General features: G+C 60.7%; 17 protein-coding genes and 2 pseudogenes. 8 read left to right on the forward strand and 11 right to left on the reverse strand.

Features of this window, described 5'->3' with window-relative positions:
- Positions 1-47 precede the first annotated feature (47 nt).
- From NKH02_RS22770 to NKH02_RS22785, 4 genes and pseudogenes are all read right to left on the reverse strand, one after another.
- A complete protein-coding gene (locus tag NKH02_RS22770; protein ID WP_352881626.1) occupies positions 48-1223 on the reverse strand; it encodes a M24 family metallopeptidase in 1176 nt (391 codons plus the stop codon).
- A 104-nt stretch (positions 1224-1327) separates the two neighbouring features.
- Entirely contained in the window at positions 1328-3343 is a 2016-nt protein-coding gene (locus NKH02_RS22775; RefSeq protein ID WP_352881628.1) for a S9 family peptidase, read from the reverse strand.
- Positions 3344-3516: 173 nt separating this feature from the next.
- On the reverse strand, positions 3517-4353 hold the full coding sequence (locus tag NKH02_RS22780) for a transporter substrate-binding domain-containing protein (protein ID WP_352881630.1): 837 nt from the start codon (positions 4351-4353) through the stop codon (positions 3517-3519).
- A gap of 224 nt (positions 4354-4577) precedes the next feature.
- Positions 4578-5033: pseudogene (locus NKH02_RS22785) on the reverse strand (DUF1403 family protein); the annotation flags it as partial.
- Between the two features lie 690 nt (positions 5034-5723).
- Between NKH02_RS22785 and NKH02_RS22790 the strand changes: the two are divergent.
- Positions 5724-6656 (forward strand): recombinase family protein, encoded by a 933-nt coding sequence (locus NKH02_RS22790; protein WP_352881633.1) that lies wholly within the window; start codon positions 5724-5726, stop codon positions 6654-6656.
- Here NKH02_RS22790 and NKH02_RS22795 read toward each other — a convergent pair.
- The 5 genes from NKH02_RS22795 to NKH02_RS22815 form a co-directional block, all read right to left on the reverse strand.
- A complete protein-coding gene (locus NKH02_RS22795; protein ID WP_352881636.1) occupies positions 6589-7821 on the reverse strand; it encodes a TniQ family protein in 1233 nt (410 codons plus the stop codon). The genes NKH02_RS22790 and NKH02_RS22795 overlap by 68 nt on opposite strands.
- The gene (locus NKH02_RS22800) at positions 7719-8636 is read right to left on the reverse strand and encodes a TniB family NTP-binding protein (RefSeq protein WP_352881639.1); all 918 of its coding nucleotides are present in this window, start codon (positions 8634-8636) and stop codon (positions 7719-7721) included. Before NKH02_RS22800 ends, NKH02_RS22795 begins: the two co-directional genes overlap by 103 nt.
- Complete coding sequence (locus NKH02_RS22805) at positions 8633-10030, reverse strand: TnsB C-terminal domain-containing protein (RefSeq protein WP_352881681.1); 1398 nt, start codon at positions 10028-10030, stop codon at positions 8633-8635. The genes NKH02_RS22800 and NKH02_RS22805 overlap by 4 nt, the downstream gene beginning before the upstream one ends.
- A 136-nt stretch (positions 10031-10166) precedes the next feature.
- Positions 10167-10754: a type II toxin-antitoxin system VapC family toxin gene (locus NKH02_RS22810; protein WP_352881641.1), complete on the reverse strand. Its 588-nt coding sequence runs from the start codon at positions 10752-10754 to the stop codon at positions 10167-10169.
- Complete coding sequence (locus NKH02_RS22815) at positions 10744-11040, reverse strand: hypothetical protein (protein ID WP_352881683.1); 297 nt, start codon at positions 11038-11040, stop codon at positions 10744-10746. The genes NKH02_RS22810 and NKH02_RS22815 overlap by 11 nt, the downstream gene beginning before the upstream one ends.
- A gap of 254 nt (positions 11041-11294) precedes the next feature.
- Between NKH02_RS22815 and NKH02_RS22820 the strand changes: the two genes are divergently transcribed.
- The 4 genes from NKH02_RS22820 to repC all read left to right on the forward strand — a co-directional run bounded on the left by NKH02_RS22820 (position 11295) and on the right by repC (position 17551).
- Positions 11295-12425 carry a site-specific integrase gene (locus tag NKH02_RS22820; protein ID WP_352881685.1) on the forward strand — a complete coding sequence of 377 codons (1131 nt, stop codon included), beginning with the start codon at positions 11295-11297 and terminating at the stop codon, positions 12423-12425.
- 1516 nt (positions 12426-13941) lie between these two features.
- A complete protein-coding gene (repA, locus tag NKH02_RS22825; protein WP_352754128.1) occupies positions 13942-15144 on the forward strand; it encodes a plasmid partitioning protein RepA in 1203 nt (400 codons plus the stop codon).
- Positions 15144-16187, forward strand: coding sequence for a plasmid partitioning protein RepB (gene repB, locus NKH02_RS22830; RefSeq protein WP_352881643.1), 1044 nt, complete (start codon positions 15144-15146; stop codon positions 16185-16187). Before repA ends, repB begins: the two co-directional genes overlap by 1 nt.
- A gap of 158 nt (positions 16188-16345) precedes the next feature.
- The gene (repC, locus tag NKH02_RS22835; RefSeq protein WP_352881686.1) at positions 16346-17551 is read left to right on the forward strand and encodes a plasmid replication protein RepC; all 1206 of its coding nucleotides are present in this window, start codon (positions 16346-16348) and stop codon (positions 17549-17551) included.
- Between the two features lie 75 nt (positions 17552-17626).
- Here the strand turns inward: repC and NKH02_RS22840 are convergent.
- Positions 17627-17802 (reverse strand): annotated as a pseudogene (locus NKH02_RS22840) (recombinase family protein); the annotation flags it as partial.
- 124 nt (positions 17803-17926) lie between these two features.
- On the opposite strand from NKH02_RS22840, the gene NKH02_RS22845 reads away from it, so the two are divergent.
- Both NKH02_RS22845 and NKH02_RS22850 read left to right on the forward strand, forming a co-directional pair.
- Positions 17927-18265: a type II toxin-antitoxin system RelE/ParE family toxin gene (locus tag NKH02_RS22845; protein WP_352881645.1), complete on the forward strand. Its 339-nt coding sequence runs from the start codon at positions 17927-17929 to the stop codon at positions 18263-18265.
- Positions 18262-18615, forward strand: coding sequence for a helix-turn-helix domain-containing protein (locus tag NKH02_RS22850; protein WP_352881647.1), 354 nt, complete (start codon positions 18262-18264; stop codon positions 18613-18615). The genes NKH02_RS22845 and NKH02_RS22850 overlap by 4 nt, the downstream gene beginning before the upstream one ends.
- A 17-nt stretch (positions 18616-18632) precedes the next feature.
- On the opposite strand, the gene NKH02_RS22855 is transcribed toward NKH02_RS22850, so the two are convergent.
- The gene (locus NKH02_RS22855; protein WP_352881649.1) at positions 18633-19757 is read right to left on the reverse strand and encodes a tyrosine-type recombinase/integrase; all 1125 of its coding nucleotides are present in this window, start codon (positions 19755-19757) and stop codon (positions 18633-18635) included.
- Between the two features lie 127 nt (positions 19758-19884).
- Between NKH02_RS22855 and NKH02_RS22860 the strand changes: the two genes are divergently transcribed.
- Entirely contained in the window at positions 19885-20907 is a 1023-nt protein-coding gene (locus tag NKH02_RS22860; protein WP_352881688.1) for a DUF1403 family protein, read from the forward strand.
- The last annotated feature ends 2 nt before the right edge of the window (positions 20908-20909 follow it).

Consider the following 20909-nt stretch of genomic DNA (forward strand, 5'->3'; position numbering starts at 1 on the left):
AGTCGGCCATCCGCCGATCCTCGTCGGAATATCCTCGATAGACCCCGTTAAACCTCGAAAAGCTTCCGCGGCATATTGGTCAATACTTCGACGCCGGATTCAATTACGCGGAATGTCTCGCTAATGACATATCCAAAATCCTCTTCCATCCAGTTACCCAGCATCAGATGGAATGTCATGTTAGGCTTGAGTTCTGTCTTGTCAACATCGTTGAGGCTAGCGGTTTGTTCTGCCCAATCAATGCCTACGGAGTAGCCACATCGGGTGTCTTTCTTTAGACCCAGCTTCTCAATCGTGCGATAGAACGCTCCAGCGACGTCGCTGCAGGTGGCCCCAGGCCGGACTGTGTTCAGCGCGGCCTCCAGACCGGCAAGGTGTGCTTCGTGTCGGCGAAGCAGACGATCGGAGGGGGAGCCAACTGAAAAGGTGCGCATGAGCGGAACGACGTAGCCATGGCGGACGCCGGAAACTTCAAGATTGATTTGCGAACCATCGCGAATAGTGTCCTCGCTCCAGGGAATGTGGGCCGCACCCGTGCGAGGCGAGGAGCAGAAGAAGAGAGGAGCGGTCGGCGGGAAGCCCGTGCCGGGGTGCCCTTTCGCACCACGCACTTGCGTCGCTACGATATCAGCAACAATGTCAGTTTCACGCGCACCAGGCCGCATCACTTCTATTGCACGCATTATCGCAGCATCGGCGATAGCCGCAGCTTCCTTCATAACAGATATCTCGAAATTCGACTTAATGAGCCGGACCCAGTTTACCGCTTTCTTGGAATCCACTATCCTTGCTTGCGGCAGTCGCCTCTTGAACTTCTCTGCCGTTTCAGCGGGTATTTGATTTAATTCTAGGCCCACGACACCATTTGCCAGCCCAGCTTCATGGAGAAAGTCAATCACCGCGTCGTAGCCATCAATGTCAGGGGTGGCCACGCGATTTTCTGGAGAAACGATCAGGTTGTCGCGCTCCAGGTAAGTCTGATAGATGGCTGCTGCAAAATCCGCTCGTCGCACGATGAATGTCGGTCCTTCTTTGTGAATCGAAATCACAAGGCATTGTGGTCCGGTATGCCGGACGATGGAACCCGTAAGATAAGCAATGTTGGCCAGGCTGGATACTACCAACGTCTCGATGTTCTGACGCATCAATTCCGATTTTACTGCGGCAAGCCTTCGAAGGTACTCTGTTCGCGGAAATACCTGCGGTCCTTTGCTTAGTGGCATAGTCATAGCTCCGTATAATACGTTGGTTCTACTCGGCGAAGTCCTTAACTGGCAAAGTCGGTTTGAGTGGCGGTAAGGGTCAAGGCGGTTAGATATTCACATCCCTAGGGAGTTTGCGATACAACCGTGTTCCGAGCGGCCTCAAACCACCGGACAATGCGCGCCGCCAAGTCCATGCTGGCGGGGTAACCGCGCACGCCATGCCCCTCCTGCGGATAGATCACAAGCGCCGATTTGACGCCGTGCTCACGCAGCGCATTATGGAACTCCACCGTCTGGTTGGGCGGCGTGCACCGATCAAGCGCTCCCCCGATGTTGAGGCAGGGCGTGATGACCTTGTGGGCGTGCATGATCGCACTACGTTCGAAATAGCGGCCATTGGGGTTGTCGTATTTATCCGCGAGAAAGAGTGCGTCGAAATCAGGTATGTTGGAAACTAGATGCTGGCTCACCAGATTGGCGTGCGTCGCGATCGACACCGCGGCGGCGAACCGTTTGTCCTGGGTGATCAGCCACGAGGTCATGTTCCCGCCGTAGCTGGTGCCGGTGACACCGATGCATGCCGGGTCGGCGATACCACGCTCCACCAGATGATCCAGGCCTGACAGCAGGTCGTAGGTGTCTTTTCCGTTCAAGTCCCCCTTAACTTTACGAGCAAATTCTAATCCGCGGCCGGAACTGCCCCGCGGATTCGGCAGCAGGATCGCATAGCCCCGTTTTAGCAGCATGAGGTAGGCGAGGCCGGTTCCAGTCTTGCCAAACCATTGCGGTCGTGAAGACGAGACAGGTCCCCCATGGACATGCATGACTAGCGGAAACGGACCGCTCCCATTGGGTAAAAGCAGCCAGCCCTGAATCTCCAGCCCGTCCGGCGCCAGCCAACTTATTGGCTCCGCCGTGTTAATTCGATTACGAATCTCATCACAGTGTCGGCCGGCTAGAGAGCGCACAACGCTGTATGACCGATCTTTGATTGCAGCGATTTCGGGCGGATACTTGTAGCCTTCAGCGATCAGCACACAATCGCCAACACCCTCCCCAAGGGGGGCCGCAGGAGAGAATCGCCCGATAGCCAATTCGGTACTTGACCAGCTTTCGGTTAGGTTATCCTTAGCGGTGTCGTATTCCAGCACCACTGTCTCGAATCCCCGATGTGCGCCCAGAAATACCCGTTCTGGGCTGCGCCAACGGGTATGCGTTACGTCGGCGCCGTTCGTCGGGATGCGCCTTACCCGGCCAGTCTGGACCTCGATGATTCGCAACTCGCCCACCACGGACGAACGATCACTGCACACCGCTTCGACGACAGCGATCTTTGTGCCGGCGGGATCGGCTGACGGCCAGCCCAACTGGTCGCCGGATTCGTAAATCCGTCTCGTGCGACCCGTCTCCTTGTCGATGATGTCAAGGGTGGCAGAATACCACGCTCCTTCGTCCGCATCTGGAGATGTAACCGCGACAATCGAGTCCGGCCCGCACCAGTTCGCTTCCCACACGTTGATATCCGGGGTGGGAATCCGCCTGACGCAATCATCGCGCAGATCGTAGATCCAGACGCTGCGGCGTCTAAACTCCTCGTCGCCGACCTCAACCTGGGGCATCCAGGGCTGTGCTGGCACTTCACTCTGCTTGCTTGTGACAGCTCCATGGTTGCCGGAAGTATCTGCCCCATGCCCTGCAACGCCGAGCAGGATCTGGCTGCCGTCTACCGACCACTGTAGGTATTCTATCCATCCGTCCACGCGAGGCGCCGCCCGTCCCGCGCGTCCGTCCACGTCAAGCAGATAGAGCTGGAAGTCTCCTTTATTCGCGCGGTCGGAGACGAAGGCGATACTCTTGCCGTCAGGCGAAAACCTGCAGCCATGATCTGCATTCGGGCCGAACGTCAGCGGCCTGGTCGTGCCGTCCCGAAGATCGACGAGGCAGATGCGCCTACGGGGTTCCTCCTCCAGGTTATCCATGACAACCCCGGTGATTACGGCCAACAAGCCGTCGGACGAGACATCGATTTCTAGCGCGTCAACGATTAGCCCGGCGCCCGGCTGATACAGACGCCGGACGATCTCTTCCGCCTCGTGGAACTCAGGGATGCCACGTAGATCGCGTTTCATCTTTGTCATTTCAAATTTTTCTTTCGGATCTTGCGGCCGCCCTGGTCACCTCCAAAGTCACGAAGATCCGAGGCGATAAACCATGGCTTCCGGAAGAAAATGAATTCAATTGGGTCTGCATAAGAGCATGGCTGCCCTCGCTAAAAAGCGGCCTGAGCCTAGCCCAGGCCGCGGCAGACCCCCTATTGGTCGACGGTGTAATCCACCCCGTACCACTTGATCGACAGTTTGGAGAGAGTACCGTCATCATTCATGTCCTTGATGGCGGCGGCAATCTTGGAGCTAAATTCTTTGTCACCAGGCTCTATTGCAACGGCTCCCGGCGAGGAGTAGAGGTTGCCGCCGAGAAGCTTCAATGGATAGCCAGCCTCAATGGCATTGAGCGCTATAGTTTTGTCAGTGACGACCGCATCGAGACGAACGCCATTGCCGAGCCGGAGGTCGTCAAACGCAACGTTAGTGCTTTCGTAAGTTTTCACCTCTCCCGGCGTGAATTGATATTGTATTGGTTTAGCACCCTTCCAATCCGGGGTCAGTTTATGACTAACATAAAACGCTGAATCAGTGTTTGCCGCAACACCGACTACCTTGCCATCTAGATCCGAAAGCGTGGTCGCCTTGCTATCCTTATGAACGACCGCGACGGTCGGCGCCCAGAAATACTCGACCGGGAAGTCAAATTTTTCGGCGCGTGCGTTAGTCGGCGTCATTTGGATTGTCATGTCCCACCGGCCTTCCCATTTGCCGGCGGCTATGACATCCCAACTCGGCGTAACGAACTGGACCTGCGCGCCTAAACGTTGCGCGATACCCTTAGAAACCTCGACACCAAAACCATCAAGCTCGTGTTTGTCGTTCAAAAATGACAATTTTCCCCAGTCTGTGCCGATCGCTACTTTCAGCGTCTTTGTGGCGAGCACTTTGTCGAGTACGGGGCCGGCATTTGCCGACGCCGGATGAGCCAAGGACGCTGCTGCGAGCGATGCTGCCGCTGCGAAGATCGACATAAGCTTGATCATTGGACGTTCCCTTACTTTGATGACCATGGTCTGGCGCGAGCCCATTCCCGCACCTGAAGCGTGGATATGGCGAACAGTCCCCTGAACGACGCCTGATCCGTAGCAAGGGTTATCCCACGTTGGCTGAAGTTGCAACAGATGTATTCCAACTTTGATTCGTGATGCAACTGGATCATATTGGGCCGAAAGCCCAGTCAGCTGCTCCTAGTTCGTGCTGAAGGTAGAAGCTCGTCTGCCAGATCGGTGACCACCTCATCATCCGCGGCGTAGCCGAACTCTTCCAACACCGGAGCGAGTTTTTTCTCAGTAAGCAATGCGTCCCCGGGCCGGGCTGCCAGCCGGCGCCAGGCAATCAGCAAAAGCCGGCGGGACCGACGGACAAAAAATCACCCGGTCGTGTGTGCAGCACGGCGTCACGCAGCGCGCCTCCATCCTCGACGCGGCCGGCGTGCTTTGCCGTTGCCGCGCAGCGCCAGTCGCTGCCGCCAGGCGCCGGCCCGCCCCTCCTGCTGGCCGGCGCCGGCAGCGATTGCAATATCCTCGAGCTCTTTTCCCGCAAGGCTTTGCGCATCGGGGACGGCGCGGCGCAGCCAGGCCGGCACCCTTGCCATTGGCGCGGTCGAAGCGGCGCCGGCAAGCGTGGCGAAGTGGCGCGGTGAGGGTTTGGGGCGCAGGATCATCGCAAGCACGATGAGTCATGGCGGCGCTTTTGGCAATTGTTGTGCGAAATAACCGCCGCGCCTGTCGCAGACATACAACGAGTGATAATGTTGCATTATCGTTCGTTTTGGTTTCTTCATGAGAAATGGCCATTGTCGCTCGTCCTGGATGGGTGGAAAAGCCCGCATTTTCGCGGTTTCAGGCGTCGTTCTCGCCCTTATCCGGTGGATTCTCACCCTAATTGAGTGGACAGATCGGCCAGGATCGGCGGATTCGGAACGGTTTTCATGAGACTGCGTGCCATGCGACATGGCCGTGTTGCTGCTAACTAATTGAATTGCCTCGCTTCTACTGGCTGATGCCAGTGCCAAATCCGCTGTGTCGCGTAGTCTCACTATTTCCGACTCGGAATCACGTAGTCCTCTCATCAAATCTGCTCCGCCCGCCGGGTGAAACAGGACCAGATCCGCGTTTCTGGTCCTCCGACGCCGATCTTTCGCAATGTCCGTGGCTCCAAACCCCGGGTTTTACCCATTCTCGGCCATAGCGGCCTCGTGGGCGCGATTTGGCCCCCTTTCGAGTCCACGGGCACCTCCGGAGGCCTCGATCACGCTCTACGGGCCTGTAAATCGGTCGATAAAACACGCCTGCAAAGGTTCCTTTTCTGACACATTGCAACTTTGTAAAAATCGACCCAAAATGCGCCGCAAATGGCCAATCCGCGCACCACACCTCCTCCCCGCCCACGCCGCCTGATCGGCTATGCACGGATTTCCACCGAAGACCAGCTCAACGACGCCCAGGTCGACGAGCTCAAGGCCACCGGCTGTCATGTGGTTCACCAGGAGCATGGTTCCGGCGCCTCGCGCTCCCGGCCGGTGCTGGCGAAGCTGATGCGTGAGATCGCCGCCGGCGACGTTCTCGTCGTCGTGCGGCTCGATCGCCTCGCCCGCTCGGTCAGCCATCTGCTGGAGGTCATCGAGCAGCTCGAGGCGCGCGGCGCGCACTTTCGCTCGCTGCGCGATCCGATCGACACGTCGACACCGCAAGGCATGTTCTCGCTGCAGGTGCTCGGCGCCGTCGCGCAGCTCGAGCGTGCCCTGATCGCTGAACGCACCAAGGCGGGGATGAAGGCGGCCAAGGCGCGCGGCAGGCTGGCCGGCAACCCCGGGCTTCGCGAACGCCGTCCCGACGCTGTCCGGGCGATCGCGGCGGCGCGCCAGCGCGCCTATCTCGACGATCTCATCACCTCGGCCCAGACCTGGTTGCCGACCGTGCGCCGCTTGCGGCCGCAGCACAGCTGGGACGATGTGGCGCGGGTTCTGAACCGAAAAGGGCACAGCTGGACGATCGAGCGGCTGCGCCGCGCCGTGCATCGGCTGGTTTGCGAACGCATCGCCGAGCCGGCCCTCATCAAACGAGCCGCTCGCCGGCCGCCGGAGGACCGGCTGATGACGCTCGTCGCCGGCATCGCGCTTGCCGATCCGGATCTCACGCTGCTCGAGATCGGTGCCCAGCTGGAACGGATGCACGAACGCACGCCGCGTGGCGGTCGCCAATGGCAGCCATCGTCGGTCAAGGCGCTGCTGGATCGCGCCCGGCGGCTCGGCCTCGTGGTGCCCGATCCAGCGCCTCAGCCATGAGGCGCGTTAGCGTTCGTTCTCGCGCAACCGAGCCGGCGCCCTGAACGGCTTTCCATTGATGGCTGGCAAGGATCTGTTCGGCCAATGAACGGTATTCGGCGTCCGAGCGGAGCGCGCACGTCGTGGCGTGGCGCTCGACATTCTGTGGCTGCGGCACCACCCGGCGTGCGGCAGACCACGACGGATCGCCCGCGGCGAATTTTTCCGCCAGGAAGAAAGGCGGCAGCCCGATGCGGCTTCTGGCATCGGCCAGATCCAGCAGCCGTGCAATTCCGAACAGGGTCAACATGCGGCCTTGCAATGAGGCGGTGGCGAGCGGCTCGTCGCGATCGGCCGGCATGTCGTTGCCGCTCAGGCGCGGCTGTCCCAGCCATGCGATGAAGGGCTTTCCGCCTGCCTGCGACGACGACCACAACAATCGCGCGGCCCGCATGATGTCTTTGGCCACCGTGCCCTGAGGCCCCTCCTCAATGGCCAATGTGACGGTGTTCGTAAGCGCCAGGAGGAAGCTTTGCCATTCCGAAACGACACTATCCGCGCGGCCGAAAGACACGGGAGCCGAACAGCTCCCGCAAACGAGACGCCCCCTCCCCTCTCGGCAATCGAAGCGAAATCCGGTACGGGCAAAGCAATGGCCACACATGTCCCGCAGCATGGTCAGATGCCGGGGGCAGACGATTGCTTCGATCCGAGACCACGCACGGCGAAAATAATGATCCCGGCCGTTAGTGTGATCCTCATCGAGGCAAGCAGTACAGACGCCCTGATGCCAGCGATCCTGGATGTACCAGTTGGAGGCGCGCGCGTGCCGGCGCAGCGCCATCTGAGCAAGCCGCCCCGCATCCATGCGGCAAGCGCGGGCCCAAAAGGTGATCATTGCGTCGCCCGGATCGAAGTCACGCCCGATCAACCCGCCGCGCCGCCCCGGATCGATGTCCGCGTCGAGCCAGCTTTCAACGTCGCGCAACGTGCATCCGTAGCGACAGGCCACCCGCCCCTGCCAGGAGGAAAGCAACTCGTCGTCGAATGGCCGGGGCGCAAGGGGGAGGACGCGGACAGGCCTCACCGGCTCGCCCGGCGCTGGAGTCCCTTTTCCATGTGGCGCGTCATCGTCACAAGCGGCAGGACGAGATTGTCGCCGTCGAAACTGTCGATGGTGATGCACTCACTGCCGCTGCGGACCGCCTCAACCGCCACCGTCTCCATCAGGCGAAAGATCCGCACCGTCACGCCGTCGGTTAGATCGAGCACTTTTCGGCGGACAGCCGCCGTTGCCAGCTCCGAGGGGCGGCGCAGCGGCAGGATCCCGCCCAGGCTTGTCAAAAGCTGGGAAACCCGGAAGTCATCCGTCCAACGGTCGAGGTGGAAGGCCTCGAAACGCTCGGCAAGCTGCGGGTCGGTCAGCAGCGCCTGCCGGGCCAGCTCGGTCCCGGCGCAGATCAGCGGGACCCTCAGGTCATTTGCCAGAAACCGGATGATGTTGAGAAAAATGCGCTGCTGGCGGAAGCTGCCCGCAAGCAGCGCGTGGATTTCGTCGATGATCAGCATGCGCACTCCCATGCTGCGCAAAAGGCTCCGACAGACCTCCTTCAGGCGATAGGTCGAGTCCGTCATCGGTCCCGGCGTGCCGAGCGCGCTGAGAAGTTCGCCATAGACATCCCGCTCCAGCGGTTCGGCCGGCATCTGCATGGCCACGACGGGCATGGTGGTGATGCCTGTGCCCCGATCGAAACAGGCCGGATGGTCACGCAGGAACTTGCGGATGATCTTGGTCTTGCCCATGCCGGTGTCGCCATAAAGCAGCAGGCAGGGCATGCGGTCGCGCGCAGGATAGGACAGCAGGTCCTCCAGCCTCGCCAGTGCCGCGCGCGCCTGGGCGGTTTCCAGCCAGCGGTCGGCCCGGATCCAGGCGATCCTGTCGGCATCGCCAAGAGCGGCATGCGAGCGATAGGCGGGCAGCAGATGCTGGTAGTCGCTCAAGACCATTCTTCCACGACCAACGAGGGTAGATCGGTATCCCATTCTTCGTCGTGGTCGATCTCCGGGGCGGAAAAGCTCCTGTTTTCGGTCGCCATCAGCGATCGGTCGCGGCGCTCGGCATGCCGGCGCGCGCTCCTGGTCCTATGTCCGGCTGCGTCGACCAGCTGCCGCTGCTTTTCGACCGTCTCGAAAATCAGCTGCTCGTCCACCGCCTTGACGCCGCGCTCCTTCAGCGCCGTGCGGGCAAGACGATGCTCGCCGAGCGTAATGCGCGGCCGCCTGAGATCGGCAAACCGGACCGGCCAGTTCGTGCCATCGGGGCCTTCCACAAACACGCACGACAGGTCGCGCGGGTCATATCTGACGCGCATCCGGCGAGGAAACCGGCCTGCCCAGGGACTTAACACATCGTCCCAATAGCGAAGTCCGAACAGATGCACGCCGTCGCGCCTGATGCTGCGCTCCTCGAAGGGCAGGAAATCCTGGAGAAACCGTTCGCGGTCATGGGGCAGCCGCAAGGGATGGCGACGTGCCGCAACGGCGTCGTCCCACGCGCTAGCGGGCGGCAGATGCAGGCTGCTGTGGATTTCCGCATGATAGCGGCCGACAATCTGCAGCGCGAGCCACCCTTCCAGTTCGTCGAGCGTCATGGCGGCATGTTTTTGCGGATCGTAGGAGCCGCGCGCGGCGATGTTGCTGGACGTCGTGCCCGGAAGCAGATGGACCGCACCCATCATCGTCCCGATCAGCCGCTCGATGTGCCCCCCATAATGCGGCCTTGCGACGGGCCGATATTCAAGGGCGATGCCGTGCTCCGCGGTTCCTCGGGTCAGCGCCTTTCCATGGAATTCCCTGCCGTTGTCAACGTGGATCACATCAGGCAACCCGGAAACCGGCCACGCCGCCTTGATATCGCGCGCCTCAAGCCAGAGTTCCTTCGGCATCACCATGTGCTGGACGCAAAGCGCTACAGATGCCGACGACGGACTTTCCAGAGTAAGGTAGAACCCCGCCACCATGCGGCTTGCAATGTCGATGGCCAGCGTCAGCCAAGGCCGCTGAAGGGGCCGGCGATGCACGGCATCAACGATAAACAGATCGACCAATGTGTGGTCGATCTGGACGATGTGAAGGGCATGATCGGCGCGATATTCCTGCACCACAGGCTCAAACCGTTCACGCGCCGCCTTTGCCCCTTCCCGATCACGCATCAGGAGCCGCGGATCGGCAAGCTTCACACGGGCCCTTACCGCCTTCCAGGAAGGCGCCACCTCTCCACAAGCTCGGCACAACTCTCGAACGCGGTCATGCAGGGCGGTGATCGAAGGCCTCTCCCGCCTGCGGTAGGTGTCGCGCATCGCGGTCTCGATGAGCGCCTCCATCTCTTCCGACAGGCGCCGCCGCCCTTCTCGTCGAGCAGAAGCCCAAAAATCACGCTGATCGTCGCTGCGGGCCGTCCCACAGCAGGACGGCCTCTCCTGAACGACGGTGAGGGTTTAGTGCATATCTCCCCACCGACGCTTTCAACCCTTACGGATGCAACCCTGGCGCCGACCGGTAGAAGATCACCCCCACCGACGGAACAAGCTGGCTGAGGTAATCGAAATCTCCAACATTGCCCGTCAGGACTGTCGCTCCCAAAAGACCGGCTTGGTGAAAGATCAGCGCGTCGTTGAGGAAGCGGCGTTCGTGTCCCTCCCCTTTCGGCAGATGGCTGAGCCGGAACAGCAGACCGGCAAGCATGCCGGCCCGTCCCCAGGCGGTGGTGTCGGGCGCATGCAGCCGGTGCGCTGGAATATCCTCGATCGTGTCCGCTACCACTTTCAGGACCGACTTCGTCGTGGCGTGGGCCGGGTCGAGACGGCCGAACACATGGCTGAGCTCGGCAAGACATACGGCCGAGTGGTGGCAAAGCCGATAGGTGAGAAGGTCATCGACCGCTTCGGGCGTGCGCCCCTGCAGGACATCCAGATAGACGCTGGCGTCCAATAGCAGCGCGCCGCCGACAGGCGGCTCTTCCCTTGCCCAGGACAGCGCGGAATCCGGCCGCCGTTCCAGCCCCGCGGTGTGCCGCTGCGGTTTGAGAGAACGCAACGCGCTCCCGAGATCAAAGGCCAAGATCAATGTCCGCGGGGATGCTGCCCTTGCGGCCGACGAGCCGGATGCCAAAATCATCCTCGAGGGCCAGCCGCGACAAGGCGAGCTCCAGCAGTTCGGTATCGGAAGTCACATGGGCGCGCTTCTTCGCCGCCTCGATCAATTCCGACGGCACCCTGCCGGAAAGGCGTGTGTTCTTGGCCGTGCCAAGAAGGCCGACCGCCCTCGCCTGCTCAAGCACCAGACGGTTGCGGGTGTGGGCAATCCGCTCCTCGCTTTCGGCTGCTGCTGCGCCACGATTGCTCATCATGGGTTCTCCTCTGTTGAACGAAACATAGAGGATGTTGAACGCGAAGGCAAGCCGTGGAAGCGATCGCCGCATCGTCCATAAGTGCCCGCCCGACGCGGGGGAGCAGCGCGCCCGGCCCTTTGTCGTGTGTGGCGGGGAGCAAAACTCGGGGCTATCGTCAGGTGTCTCGCGGTGGACAATTCGGCGGTTGGGTCGCACGGTGTACTCTTAGAATCGCCCCACTGCGACATTCCAAGGAACGAGAGCCCCCAATGAGCAGTGCCCGTAATTTCATGACGCCCGTCGACGCGATCAACACCGACGACCTCCCTGACATTGTCGACGTCGTCATGGAAATGGGACGCCCGGATGAGGCTCCCTCCCCTCCCCCGCAGGTCCTTGATTCGCGACAAGCATTACTGCCTGCACATCTCGAAAAGCTGGCCGACCGCGCGCGCGATTACGTCGAGGCGGCGAGTTCGGCAAACACCCGTCGCGCTTATGCCGCCGACTGGAAGCATTTTTGCGCCTGGTGCCGGCGCCAGGCGTTTGATCCGCTGCCGCCAGATCCGCAATTTGTCGGCCTCTACATCACGGCCCAGGCTTCGGGATCGGCAAGGGACAAAAAGTCTGTGTCGACCATTGAGCGCCGCCTGTCGTCCCTGACCTGGAACTATACGCAACGCGGTCAACCGCTCGACCGGAAGGACCGGCATATCGCCACCGTACTCGCCGGCATCCGCAACAAACACGCCTCCCCTCCCCGTCAAAAGGAAGCCATCCTGCGCGACGATCTTGTCGCCATGCTGGAAACGCTCGACCGCGGCACGCTGCGCGGTCTGCGTGACCGCGCCATGCTGCTTTTGGGCTTCGCCGGCGGCTTGCGCCGCTCCGAAATCGTCGGCCTCGACGTTGCGCGCGATCAAAGCGAGGACGGCCGCGGCTGGATTGAGTTTTTCACGGACAAGGGGGTGCTGGTTACGCTGCGCGGCAAGACCGGGTGGCGTGAAGTGGAGGTCGGCCGCGGCTCATCTGATGCGACCTGCCCTGTCGTTGCCCTGCAGACCTGGTTGAAATTTGCAAGGATCGGGCATGGACCGCTGTTTCGGCGGGTCACCGGACAAGGCAAGGCTGTCGGCGCCGAGCGATTGAACGACCAGGAGGTCGCGCGGCTGGTCAAGCGCGCGGCGCTCGCTGCCGGCGTGCGCGGTGACTTGTCGGAAGGCGAACGCGGCCAAAAGTTTTCCGGCCATTCGCTTCGCGCTGGCCTCGCCTCCTCGGCCGAGGTCGATGAACGCTATGTGCAGAAACAGCTCGGCCACACCAGCGCTGAGATGACCCGCAGATATCAGCGGCGGCGCGACCGGTTTCGGATCAACCTAACCAAGGCGTCGGGATTATAGAGGAAGAGTCCCCTCCCTGCCATCCTGGCATACCTCTCCCAATTCGGGGGTTCCGTGCCGATAGCTCAACGCCGACCAATCTTGCCAGTCCGTCCTTGCAAATCAGAAATTGCACTCCGTAATTGCGAGGATGATCAAGCCCGGGCATCGAACGCAACTCGCCGAACTGATAGACACCAACCCGGCAGTGGCGTTTGGGCCGCGCCAAGTCGGCAGGACTACCGTTGGGTTCGAAATTGCCGGGACATGGCCGTCGATCGATCTCAATCTCGAATCCGATGCGGACAGAACCAAGTTCGTAAAGCCTGGAGCTGTACCTTGCGAGTATGAGGACGAGTTGGCAATCCAGGATGAGGTCCATCGCTTCGCAACCTCTTCCAGAATCTTCGGGGTTTGATCGACCGCCGGCGCCGCAGAGACAAGAAGGCCAGGCGCTTTCTGGTGCTTTGTTCCGCTTCCATCGATCTCGCCGGTGACTGGCGAGACGCTCGCAGGCCGCATCGCCTATCTTGAAATGCATGCGATTGCCGGCTGAACAGTTGAACCCCTTTGGGTGCGGGGCGGCGTTCCCGGCAGCTTTCTGGCGGCGAAGGACCGCCGGTCAGCGGTGGCGTCAGGCGAGCGCCCGCCCGCCCGTGTTGCGTTCCCTAAAGACAAGCCGCGCTTCGCAGGGTGTGCTTGCTCGGTCGTCGTGCTGACCGGGTCAAGACCATTCCTCGAGGAGCGGCGAGATTAGCTTGCGCATTCGATCCCGATCCCGCCGGATCGTAGCCTGCTCGATGACGACGTGCGGTGCAGGAACTGGGAGCGATCAGAGGCCAGTTCGACAGAATGGACTGGCTTGCGAGTCCGCTGACCGGCCAAGGCAATGCGGTATGGCCGGCTCGAAGAAGCAGTCGTCAGATACCGGATGTGCAGTGTACGCGTGAGGTGAACGAGCATCGCCTTCACGCACCTTCCGTCCGCTATTATAACCGGCAAGGCTCCGATCTCCTGCGCCACACCATTGACTCGTGGGTGACGCGACGGAGTACCCGGGCCGCCAATCGTTCGCTGCGCTGCGCCGCTCAATAGCCCGCAACGACATCGTCGAGTTCTACTCCACGTTTTGGCGAAGCGGAGCGCCGATAATCCGGCATAGCCGGCGAACATCGCAACGAAGGCATGCTTGAACTTGGGAGCATTTCGCAGGCGGAAATTGTTTATGGAGATATGCCGACAAAAGTCGGCAAGTTACACGAGGTCCTCGCATGGCTTATTTTTCTCGACGCCCAGACCGCACATAGGATTGGTCTGACCGCCTGCTCGCGCCTATGAGTGGGATTAGAGCTGACTAGCGGTTGGGTTTCGCGTGAGTCGAGTTGAGGCGGCTAAGTTGACTGCAGTCAACTTAGCCGAGAACTCGAGCTCGTTAACCTTTCGTTAACATTAAAATTCTTGCCGGATCGAAAGAATCGGAGCTACATGCGGTTAGTGGGCCGGAGTGGGCTTCAAATCGCATGTGCGGGATATTTCGATGAATATGAAGCCGTCGCTCCGTGAGGAGATCGCAGAGGTCGATGTGCTGTTGACTGAGCAGGCTCGTGAGTTGTCTGCCATGCTTCACGAGCATCGGCTGGAAATGTTCCCACCAAACGCCCAGAAAACTCTCCGGCCACTCCAGTTGTCGGAGGCCGCTCAATATCTCGGCGTAACAAGCGGGTACCTGAAAAACTTGTCACTCGAAGGCAAAGGACCACAGCCGATAGTAACACCGTCAGGCCGTCGCTCCTACACCGCCGATCAGCTCCTGGAGATGAGGCATTTCCTCGACAAAAACAGTCGCACGATGGCGAAATATGTTCCCCACCGACGCGGGATCGAACACTTGCAGATCATTGCGGTAGTAAATTTCAAAGGCGGCTCTGCCAAAACCACGACGGCCGCCCACCTGTCGCAGCATCTGGCGCTCACAGGGCATCGCGTGCTCGCCATCGACCTCGATCCTCAAGCCTCGCTCTCTGCCCTGCACGGTTTTCAACCCGAAATCGATCACAACGAATCCCTCTACGAATCCCTCCGCTACGATGACGAACGTAAGCCGCTATCAGCGCTTGTTCAAAAGACGAATTTCCCAGGTCTGGATATCGTTCCTGCGAACCTCGAGCTCCAGGAGTTCGAATATGACACCCCCCTCGCCCTGTCGCAGAAAGATGGGTCGATGGGACGGATCTTCTTTGGGCGGCTCGACGACGCATTGGCTGACGTGGCAGAAAACTATGATGTTGTCATCATCGATTGCCCTCCACAGCTCGGCTACCTGACGCTGACGGCGCTTTCTTCGTCAACAGGCATTCTGATCACCGTGCATCCGCAAATGCTTGATGTGATGTCGATGTGTCAGTTCCTTTTGATGATGGGCGAGGTCATGGGGACCCTGAAGCGGGCGGGTGCGAATATGCGGCTTGATTGGCTGCGGTACCTGGTGACCCGCTACGAGCCGACAGACGGACCTCAGAGCCAGATGGTCGCCTTCATGCGTTCGCTTTTCAAACAGCATGTACTCGTAAATGAGATGCTCAAGAGCACTGCTATTTCCGATGCCGGGATCACAAAGCAATCACTTTACGAGGTCGAACGGGCTCAATTCACCCGTTCAACCTATGACCGTGCAATGGAGTCCCTGCATCGGGTGAATACCGAGATCACGGGCCTGATCCACAGGGCATGGGGTCGATAATGTCCAGAAAGAATCTGCTGAGCTCGCTGACGGACCGAAAGTTGACTGCAGTCAACTCGGCTCCCGTCGCGGAAAATTCCGTCACACCAATGTCACCAGCGCTTGAGCGAAACCGGAGCCGCGGAGCCTTCGGGGCCATCACAAGGTCGATCGACGAGTTGGCTGAGAAGGCGCAGACAGCCAAAGAATTCGAAGCCCGGCTTCTCGAAGGCGAGACCGTTGTCGATCTCGATCCCGACACAATCGATGTCTCGTTCGTCGCCGACCGTATGGACGACGACAAGGAAGGCTTCGAAGAACTGGTAGAAGCCATCCGCCAGCGGGGGCAGGACAGCCCAATCCTAGTGCGACCGCATCCCGGAGTGAACGGCCGTTACATGACTGTTTTCGGCCATCGGCGTACACGAGCGGCCGAATTTCTCGGAAGACCAGTGAGGGCCGTCGTCAAGGATCTTAGCGACAAAGATCATGTAATCGCACAGGGTCAGGAGAACAGCGCGAGGGCGGATCTCTCGTTTATTGAGAAGGCCGTCTTTGCCAGCAACCTGGAGCGCAATAGGTACGATCGCGACGTCATCATGGCAGCGCTGTCTGTCGACAAGACCGTTGTCTCGAAGATGATATCGGTCACCAAGGACATTCCGGACGAAATCATCAAAGCTGTCGGAGCTGCCAAGAATAGCGGCCGAGACCGTTGGTATGACCTCGCCAAGAAAATCAGGGTAGGTGGTGTGTCTGTCAGGGAGCTCATTAGCTCTCCCGATTTCAAGGCTGCTACCAGCGATGACAGGCTGGAGATATTGGCTCGACATCTATCAGCAAAGAGCGCGGGCAAAGAGACGACGCTTGCTCAAAAGGCGTCGACCAAGTCCTGGGTTCCTGATGACAAAACAATTAGCGTCACCCTAAAGAAGACGGCGAAAAAGGCCACTGTCACGTTGGAATCGGCTGACGGCCCGCTTTTCGCCGAGTTCATCACCGGGCAACTGGACGACCTTTATAAGGCCTTCCGGAAGTCCAACATGGAAGCACCAGGAGAATAGAGACCGCAAAAGAAAAAGGCCCCCGAACGTCGCCGTCGCGGAAGCCCTTCTCGTGTTCTAGCAAGCCGAGAATCTCATTTCCGCGAATCAGTGTCAAGAGTTTTAAGCGTCGATTCGGCGGACGGATTTCTTTTGCCTAATTGAAGGCGAAGGAAGAAATGGAGACGGGTATTGCAACGACGCCCTTTGGGCGGCGGCCGATGTCGCTTGCCATGCTGGCAGTGCAAAACGAGTCACGCGAGATCCCCACGGGCAGGGTCGTCGACAAATGGCAGGTCTATCGCAACCTCTGCGAGGGCAAGAGCATCGTCGGTATAGGCGATCGCGCTCTGGCCGTCCTGAATGCGTTGCTATCATTCTATCCTGACAGCGAACTGAGTGAGGAAAACAGCCTCATCGTGTTTCCCTCGAACGCACAGCTGTCCCTTAGAGCTCATGGGATGCCCGAACCCACAGTCAGGCGGCACATGGCGGCCCTTGTGGGCAGCGGTTTAATCATCCGTCGGGACAGCCCGAACGGCAAGCGTTATGCGCGGAAGGGCAGGGGAGGGGAGATTGAGGAAGCATTTGGCTTCTCCCTGGCGCCGCTGCTGGCTCGTGCTAACGAGTTCGAGGCGGCGGCCGAGCATGTTCGCGCCGATAACAGGGCGCTCAGGCTTATGCGCGAGCGGATCACCTTGCACCGCCGTGACATCCACAAGCTGATCGAGGCGGCCGTTGAGGAAGATGTGCCGGGCGACTGGGGAGGCCTGTGGAAGCGTTTTCGCAGCGTTGTGGAGGGAATTCCGCGCCGAGCTTGCATTGCTGAGATGGAACCTATCGTTGCCGATTTGGCCGTGTTGCGTGATGATGTGGATAAGCTGCTGGAAATCCATATGAAATCCACGAATCCGAGCGGCAATGACTCCCAAAACGAGCGGCAGCAATCTGATTCAAATACCGACTCTATTTTTGAATTTGAACCGGCTTTCGAACAAAGCAGGGCGGCGGTCGAGTCAGAACGACGAGAGGCCGAGAAGCCGAGAGGGTATCCGCTAGGGCTAGTCCTGAAAGCTTGCCCGGAAATTGCTGACTATGCAGTCGACGGGATCGGCAACTGGCGCGATTTCATGATAACGACGGCCCAGGTGCGCGGATATCTTGGCGTTTCGCCTTCTGCCTATGAGGATGCCTGCCATACGATGGGTCAAGAAACCGCCGCGATTGTGATCGCGTGCATCCTGCAGAGAGCGCAGCACATCAACTCGGCTGGCGGATATTTGCGGGCGTTGACGGACAAGGCGAGGGAAGGGGAGTTTTCGGTCGGCCCGATGCTGATGGCTGCGTTGAAGGCGAATGGGGCGACGGTAAGGATGGCGGGATGAATGTGTGGAGACCACGATTTCGGGCTGCTGCGCGTGTCTCAATCAGGCTCGATCGCGCGAGTTCTTGACCGTCGAAGCTGGCCGAGCGTCTGATGCACCGGATCCGTGCTCCCGGACAATTTCCTCGCAGCCGGCTGCGAGGAGTTCTATTTGTTGCGCTTCCGTCGCTCGTTCGTCCGTTGAAACGCGCGCATTGCAATTTTCCGGCCCTGTGGTCGAGCAGAACGTTGATTTCGGAGACCGGTAGCCATTTGCTGCGTCTCTCAATTTCGAAAAAGGCCGTTTGTACAAACCCGGAAGCTGTGTCTCGGTGCATCGGCCATTGACTCTGCCCACCGATGGCTCATATATAACCCATTGGGTCATAGGAAGCCTATGCAGACCGTCGCCGAGACACCATTGTTCATCAAGCAGGCGGCGGAGCTGTTTAGCGAGGATGAGCGGAAGGAACTGAGCGACTTTCTCGCTGCAAATCCGCAGGCGGGTGATGAGATTCCAGGTGCCGGGGGCGTTAGAAAGATGCGATTCGGAGCCAAAGGCAAGGGCAAGCGCGGTGGCGCAAGGGTCATCTACTACTGGTACAGCGACGACGCACCGATCTACGCGCTGTTGGCGTACGGCAAGAATGAAAAGGTTGACCTGAAACCCGACGAAGCCAAGGCGGTTGCGGCATTCGCCAAAGCAATCAAGGCAGCGAACAGGAGCAGGACATGAGCGAGATGACAAAATTCGGCGCTGATCTGATCCAGTCTTTGTCGGAAGCTCTGGCGCACGCGCAGGGCAAGGACGTTGCCGGTGTTAAGGTACACAGCGTCGATGTTGGCGCGGTCGACGCCAAAGCCATTCGCAAGAAGCTCGACCTGACACAGGATGAGATGGCGACCGTGCTGGGAACAAGCCCATCCGGCTACAAGAAGTGGGAGCAGGGCAAGCGCCAGCCAAGTGGCGCTGCCCGAACTCTGCTTCGCGTCATGGACCGCGAGCCTGAGGCGGTGCTGCGTGCTCTATCGCCCAATGATGCCGAGGCCAACCGCAACAACAAAACTCCTGCAGCCGCGCACTGAGCAGGGGAGGGGGCTTTTCAAAGCCCGGAGGCCTTGGTGAGGTTGACGCGGAAGCGATCGCGTCGGCGCTGATATTTGCGTGTCATCTCGGCCGAGGAATGGCCGAGCTGCTTCTGCACGTAACGCTCCTCGATGTCGGCCGAGGAGGCGAGGCCGGCGCGCAGCGAGTGTCCTGAGAACAGCAGTTCACGCTCGCCTTCCGGCAGATCGGCGCGTATGCCTGCGGCGAGCGCGGTCTGCTTGACTAGGCGGGCGACATGCTTGTCGGAAAGCCGCTCGACGTCGACGGTCTTGTTGTCCTTGAAGATGCGGCGGAAGAGCGGGCCTCTCGCGATACGGCCGAAGCGGATCCAGCTCTCAAGCGCTGCGACGGGGCAGCTTTGGTCGGAGGCGCCGCGGCCGACCTCGACCTCGCGCCAGCCGGTTTTGCCGCGCAGCGTCACCAGGACACCCTGGTCAGGAAAAATCTCGATCCAGCCGGCGCCGTCGCTGTGGTCGTCGCGAACGACGTCGAGACCGACGATCTCGGAACGGCGCAGTCCGCCGGCGAAGCCGATCAGCAGGATCGCCCGGTCGCGCAGGCCCCTCAGATCGTGGCCGAGCGTATTGACCATCGCCTTGATGTCGTCGCCAAGCACGGCTTCCTTCTGCCGCGGAGGCTTTGCGTGCTTGCGGCGAATGCCGGCGAGCACGGTGGCGATGTGGCGATCGGCGCGGTCCATTGGCACGCCGCGCTGGATAAAGTTCCAGGCAAGGCCGGAGAGACGCCGCTCGATCGTCGCGACGGAGAGCGGTGGCAGGCCGCGTTTCGGATCACCGGCAGCGCAGGCGCCGATGTAGAGGCCGATGACCTGGCTCGATGGCGGCAGCGGATCGAAGCCTTCGCGACGGCACCAGGAGGTGAAATGCCGCCAGTCCTTGGCGTAGGCGTCGCGCGTGTTTTCGGAACTGGCGGCGTTGGCGTAGCCTGTCGCGGTCTCGACGAGGGCTTCCAGACGCGCCGGAACACGGGGTGTCGGCCGCGGGGCGGGGGGTGAGGCGCCCATTTCCATGACGAGGTCGACGATGTCCGGGAGATCGCCGTCTCGATGCTCGTCAGCCATTCCATCGATTTTGGGCGCGGTTTCCGGGGAATCTTCCATGATTTGGCAGGCTATCCGCATACGTCCGATAAGGCAAGCTTACCGGACATAAACCGAGATCGACAGGCGCGGCGGTTTGCTCGCATTTGCGTTGCTAGAAGAGCCGCGATGTTTCATGCTACGGGCAATGATTCTCCGCCCCAAATCGTCCCCGCGCCATGGAATCCAACTGCCCGGCCTCGCGCAGGCCGGGCCTGCGGTGTCCGTGCCGACGTGGCTCCGCCGGGCGACGCAGCAGCCGCAGACGCTTGAGGATACGGCGATTCTAGCCGGGGCTGCGATCGGCGCGCTCGATTCGATCGTGCGCCGGCAGGAGCGGTGGGCCGGCGTATGGCGGCAGCGGCTGGCGCTGTCCGCGGCGGCGGTGACCGCACGGCAGACGGGGCGCGTCGAGGATGAGGCTGCCTTACGCGACGCCGTGCTGTTCGCCCGCCCCGGCGATATTTTGTCAGGGTCGACGACCCTCGGTCCCGCCGGTCTTTTGATGGTCGCCTGGCGCCGGCTCGCCGGTCGGCCCGCAGAGGGTCTTCTGACGAAGAAGACACTCGCCGCGGTGCTGGATGAATTTGGCTATGCCCACGACGAGGAGGTGGTCAGCAGTCTGGTGGACGAGCTTCGCCAACTCGGCGCCAGCGCCGGGACGGTCGAAACGCTGACCGGTGCGGTCGCGGCCGCCGTGCGCCATGGCTTCGGGAGTGGCGTAGGAGCATGGCTGGCCGACGCCCTGCTCGCCCAACGGCTGGGCTGGGAACATGCCGTGCCGCTGCTCGGCGCCGAGCAGGTTTTTGGAACAGGCACGGCTCGCCCGCGCCGCGCGGCGTCAGGGATAGCGGCCAGCGAGCCGGACAGTGGACGTGCAAAAGGTCTGCTCGCCGCCCAGGCTCGCGCGGCACTGCGGGCGATCGATCTGTCGGTCGAGCTGGAGCGCCGCGCCGACCGCCTGCTCGGCATCGCGCCGAAGTTGAGGGCAAAGGGTGCGGACGCTATTGTCGAACAGCTGCTATCCGACGACGCGCTCGTCGCTTCACGCGGGGACAAAAAGGCCGCGATGAGTGACCGTGGGCTGCGCCGGCTGTTCGACCGTCTTGTCGATCTTGGGGCCGTGCGCGAGCTGTCCGGCCGCATGACCTTCCGCATCTACGGGCTTTAGGC

Origin of the sequence: Mesorhizobium sp. M1396 (assembly GCF_040317725.1) — a bacterium.
Taxonomy (GTDB): domain Bacteria; phylum Pseudomonadota; class Alphaproteobacteria; order Rhizobiales; family Rhizobiaceae; genus Mesorhizobium.

Coding starts and splice junctions, on each gene's coding strand:
- repA (WP_352754128.1), top strand. CDS start 13,942: ATGAATATGAAGCCGTCGCTCCGTGAGGAGATCGCAGAGGTCGATGTG.
- NKH02_RS22850 (WP_352881647.1), top strand. CDS start 18,262: ATGAGCGAGATGACAAAATTCGGCGCTGATCTGATCCAGTCTTTGTCG.
- NKH02_RS22775 (WP_352881628.1), bottom strand. CDS start 3,343: ATGACAAAGATGAAACGCGATCTACGTGGCATCCCTGAGTTCCACGAG.
- NKH02_RS22790 (WP_352881633.1), top strand. CDS start 5,724: ATGGCCAATCCGCGCACCACACCTCCTCCCCGCCCACGCCGCCTGATC.
- NKH02_RS22855 (WP_352881649.1), bottom strand. CDS start 19,757: ATGGAAGATTCCCCGGAAACCGCGCCCAAAATCGATGGAATGGCTGAC.
- NKH02_RS22820 (WP_352881685.1), top strand. CDS start 11,295: ATGAGCAGTGCCCGTAATTTCATGACGCCCGTCGACGCGATCAACACC.
- NKH02_RS22815 (WP_352881683.1), bottom strand. CDS start 11,040: ATGAGCAATCGTGGCGCAGCAGCAGCCGAAAGCGAGGAGCGGATTGCC.
- NKH02_RS22860 (WP_352881688.1), top strand. CDS start 19,885: ATGATTCTCCGCCCCAAATCGTCCCCGCGCCATGGAATCCAACTGCCC.
- NKH02_RS22845 (WP_352881645.1), top strand. CDS start 17,927: ATGCAGACCGTCGCCGAGACACCATTGTTCATCAAGCAGGCGGCGGAG.
- repC (WP_352881686.1), top strand. CDS start 16,346: ATGGAGACGGGTATTGCAACGACGCCCTTTGGGCGGCGGCCGATGTCG.
- repB (WP_352881643.1), top strand. CDS start 15,144: ATGTCCAGAAAGAATCTGCTGAGCTCGCTGACGGACCGAAAGTTGACT.
- NKH02_RS22780 (WP_352881630.1), bottom strand. CDS start 4,353: ATGATCAAGCTTATGTCGATCTTCGCAGCGGCAGCATCGCTCGCAGCA.
- NKH02_RS22770 (WP_352881626.1), bottom strand. CDS start 1,223: ATGCCACTAAGCAAAGGACCGCAGGTATTTCCGCGAACAGAGTACCTT.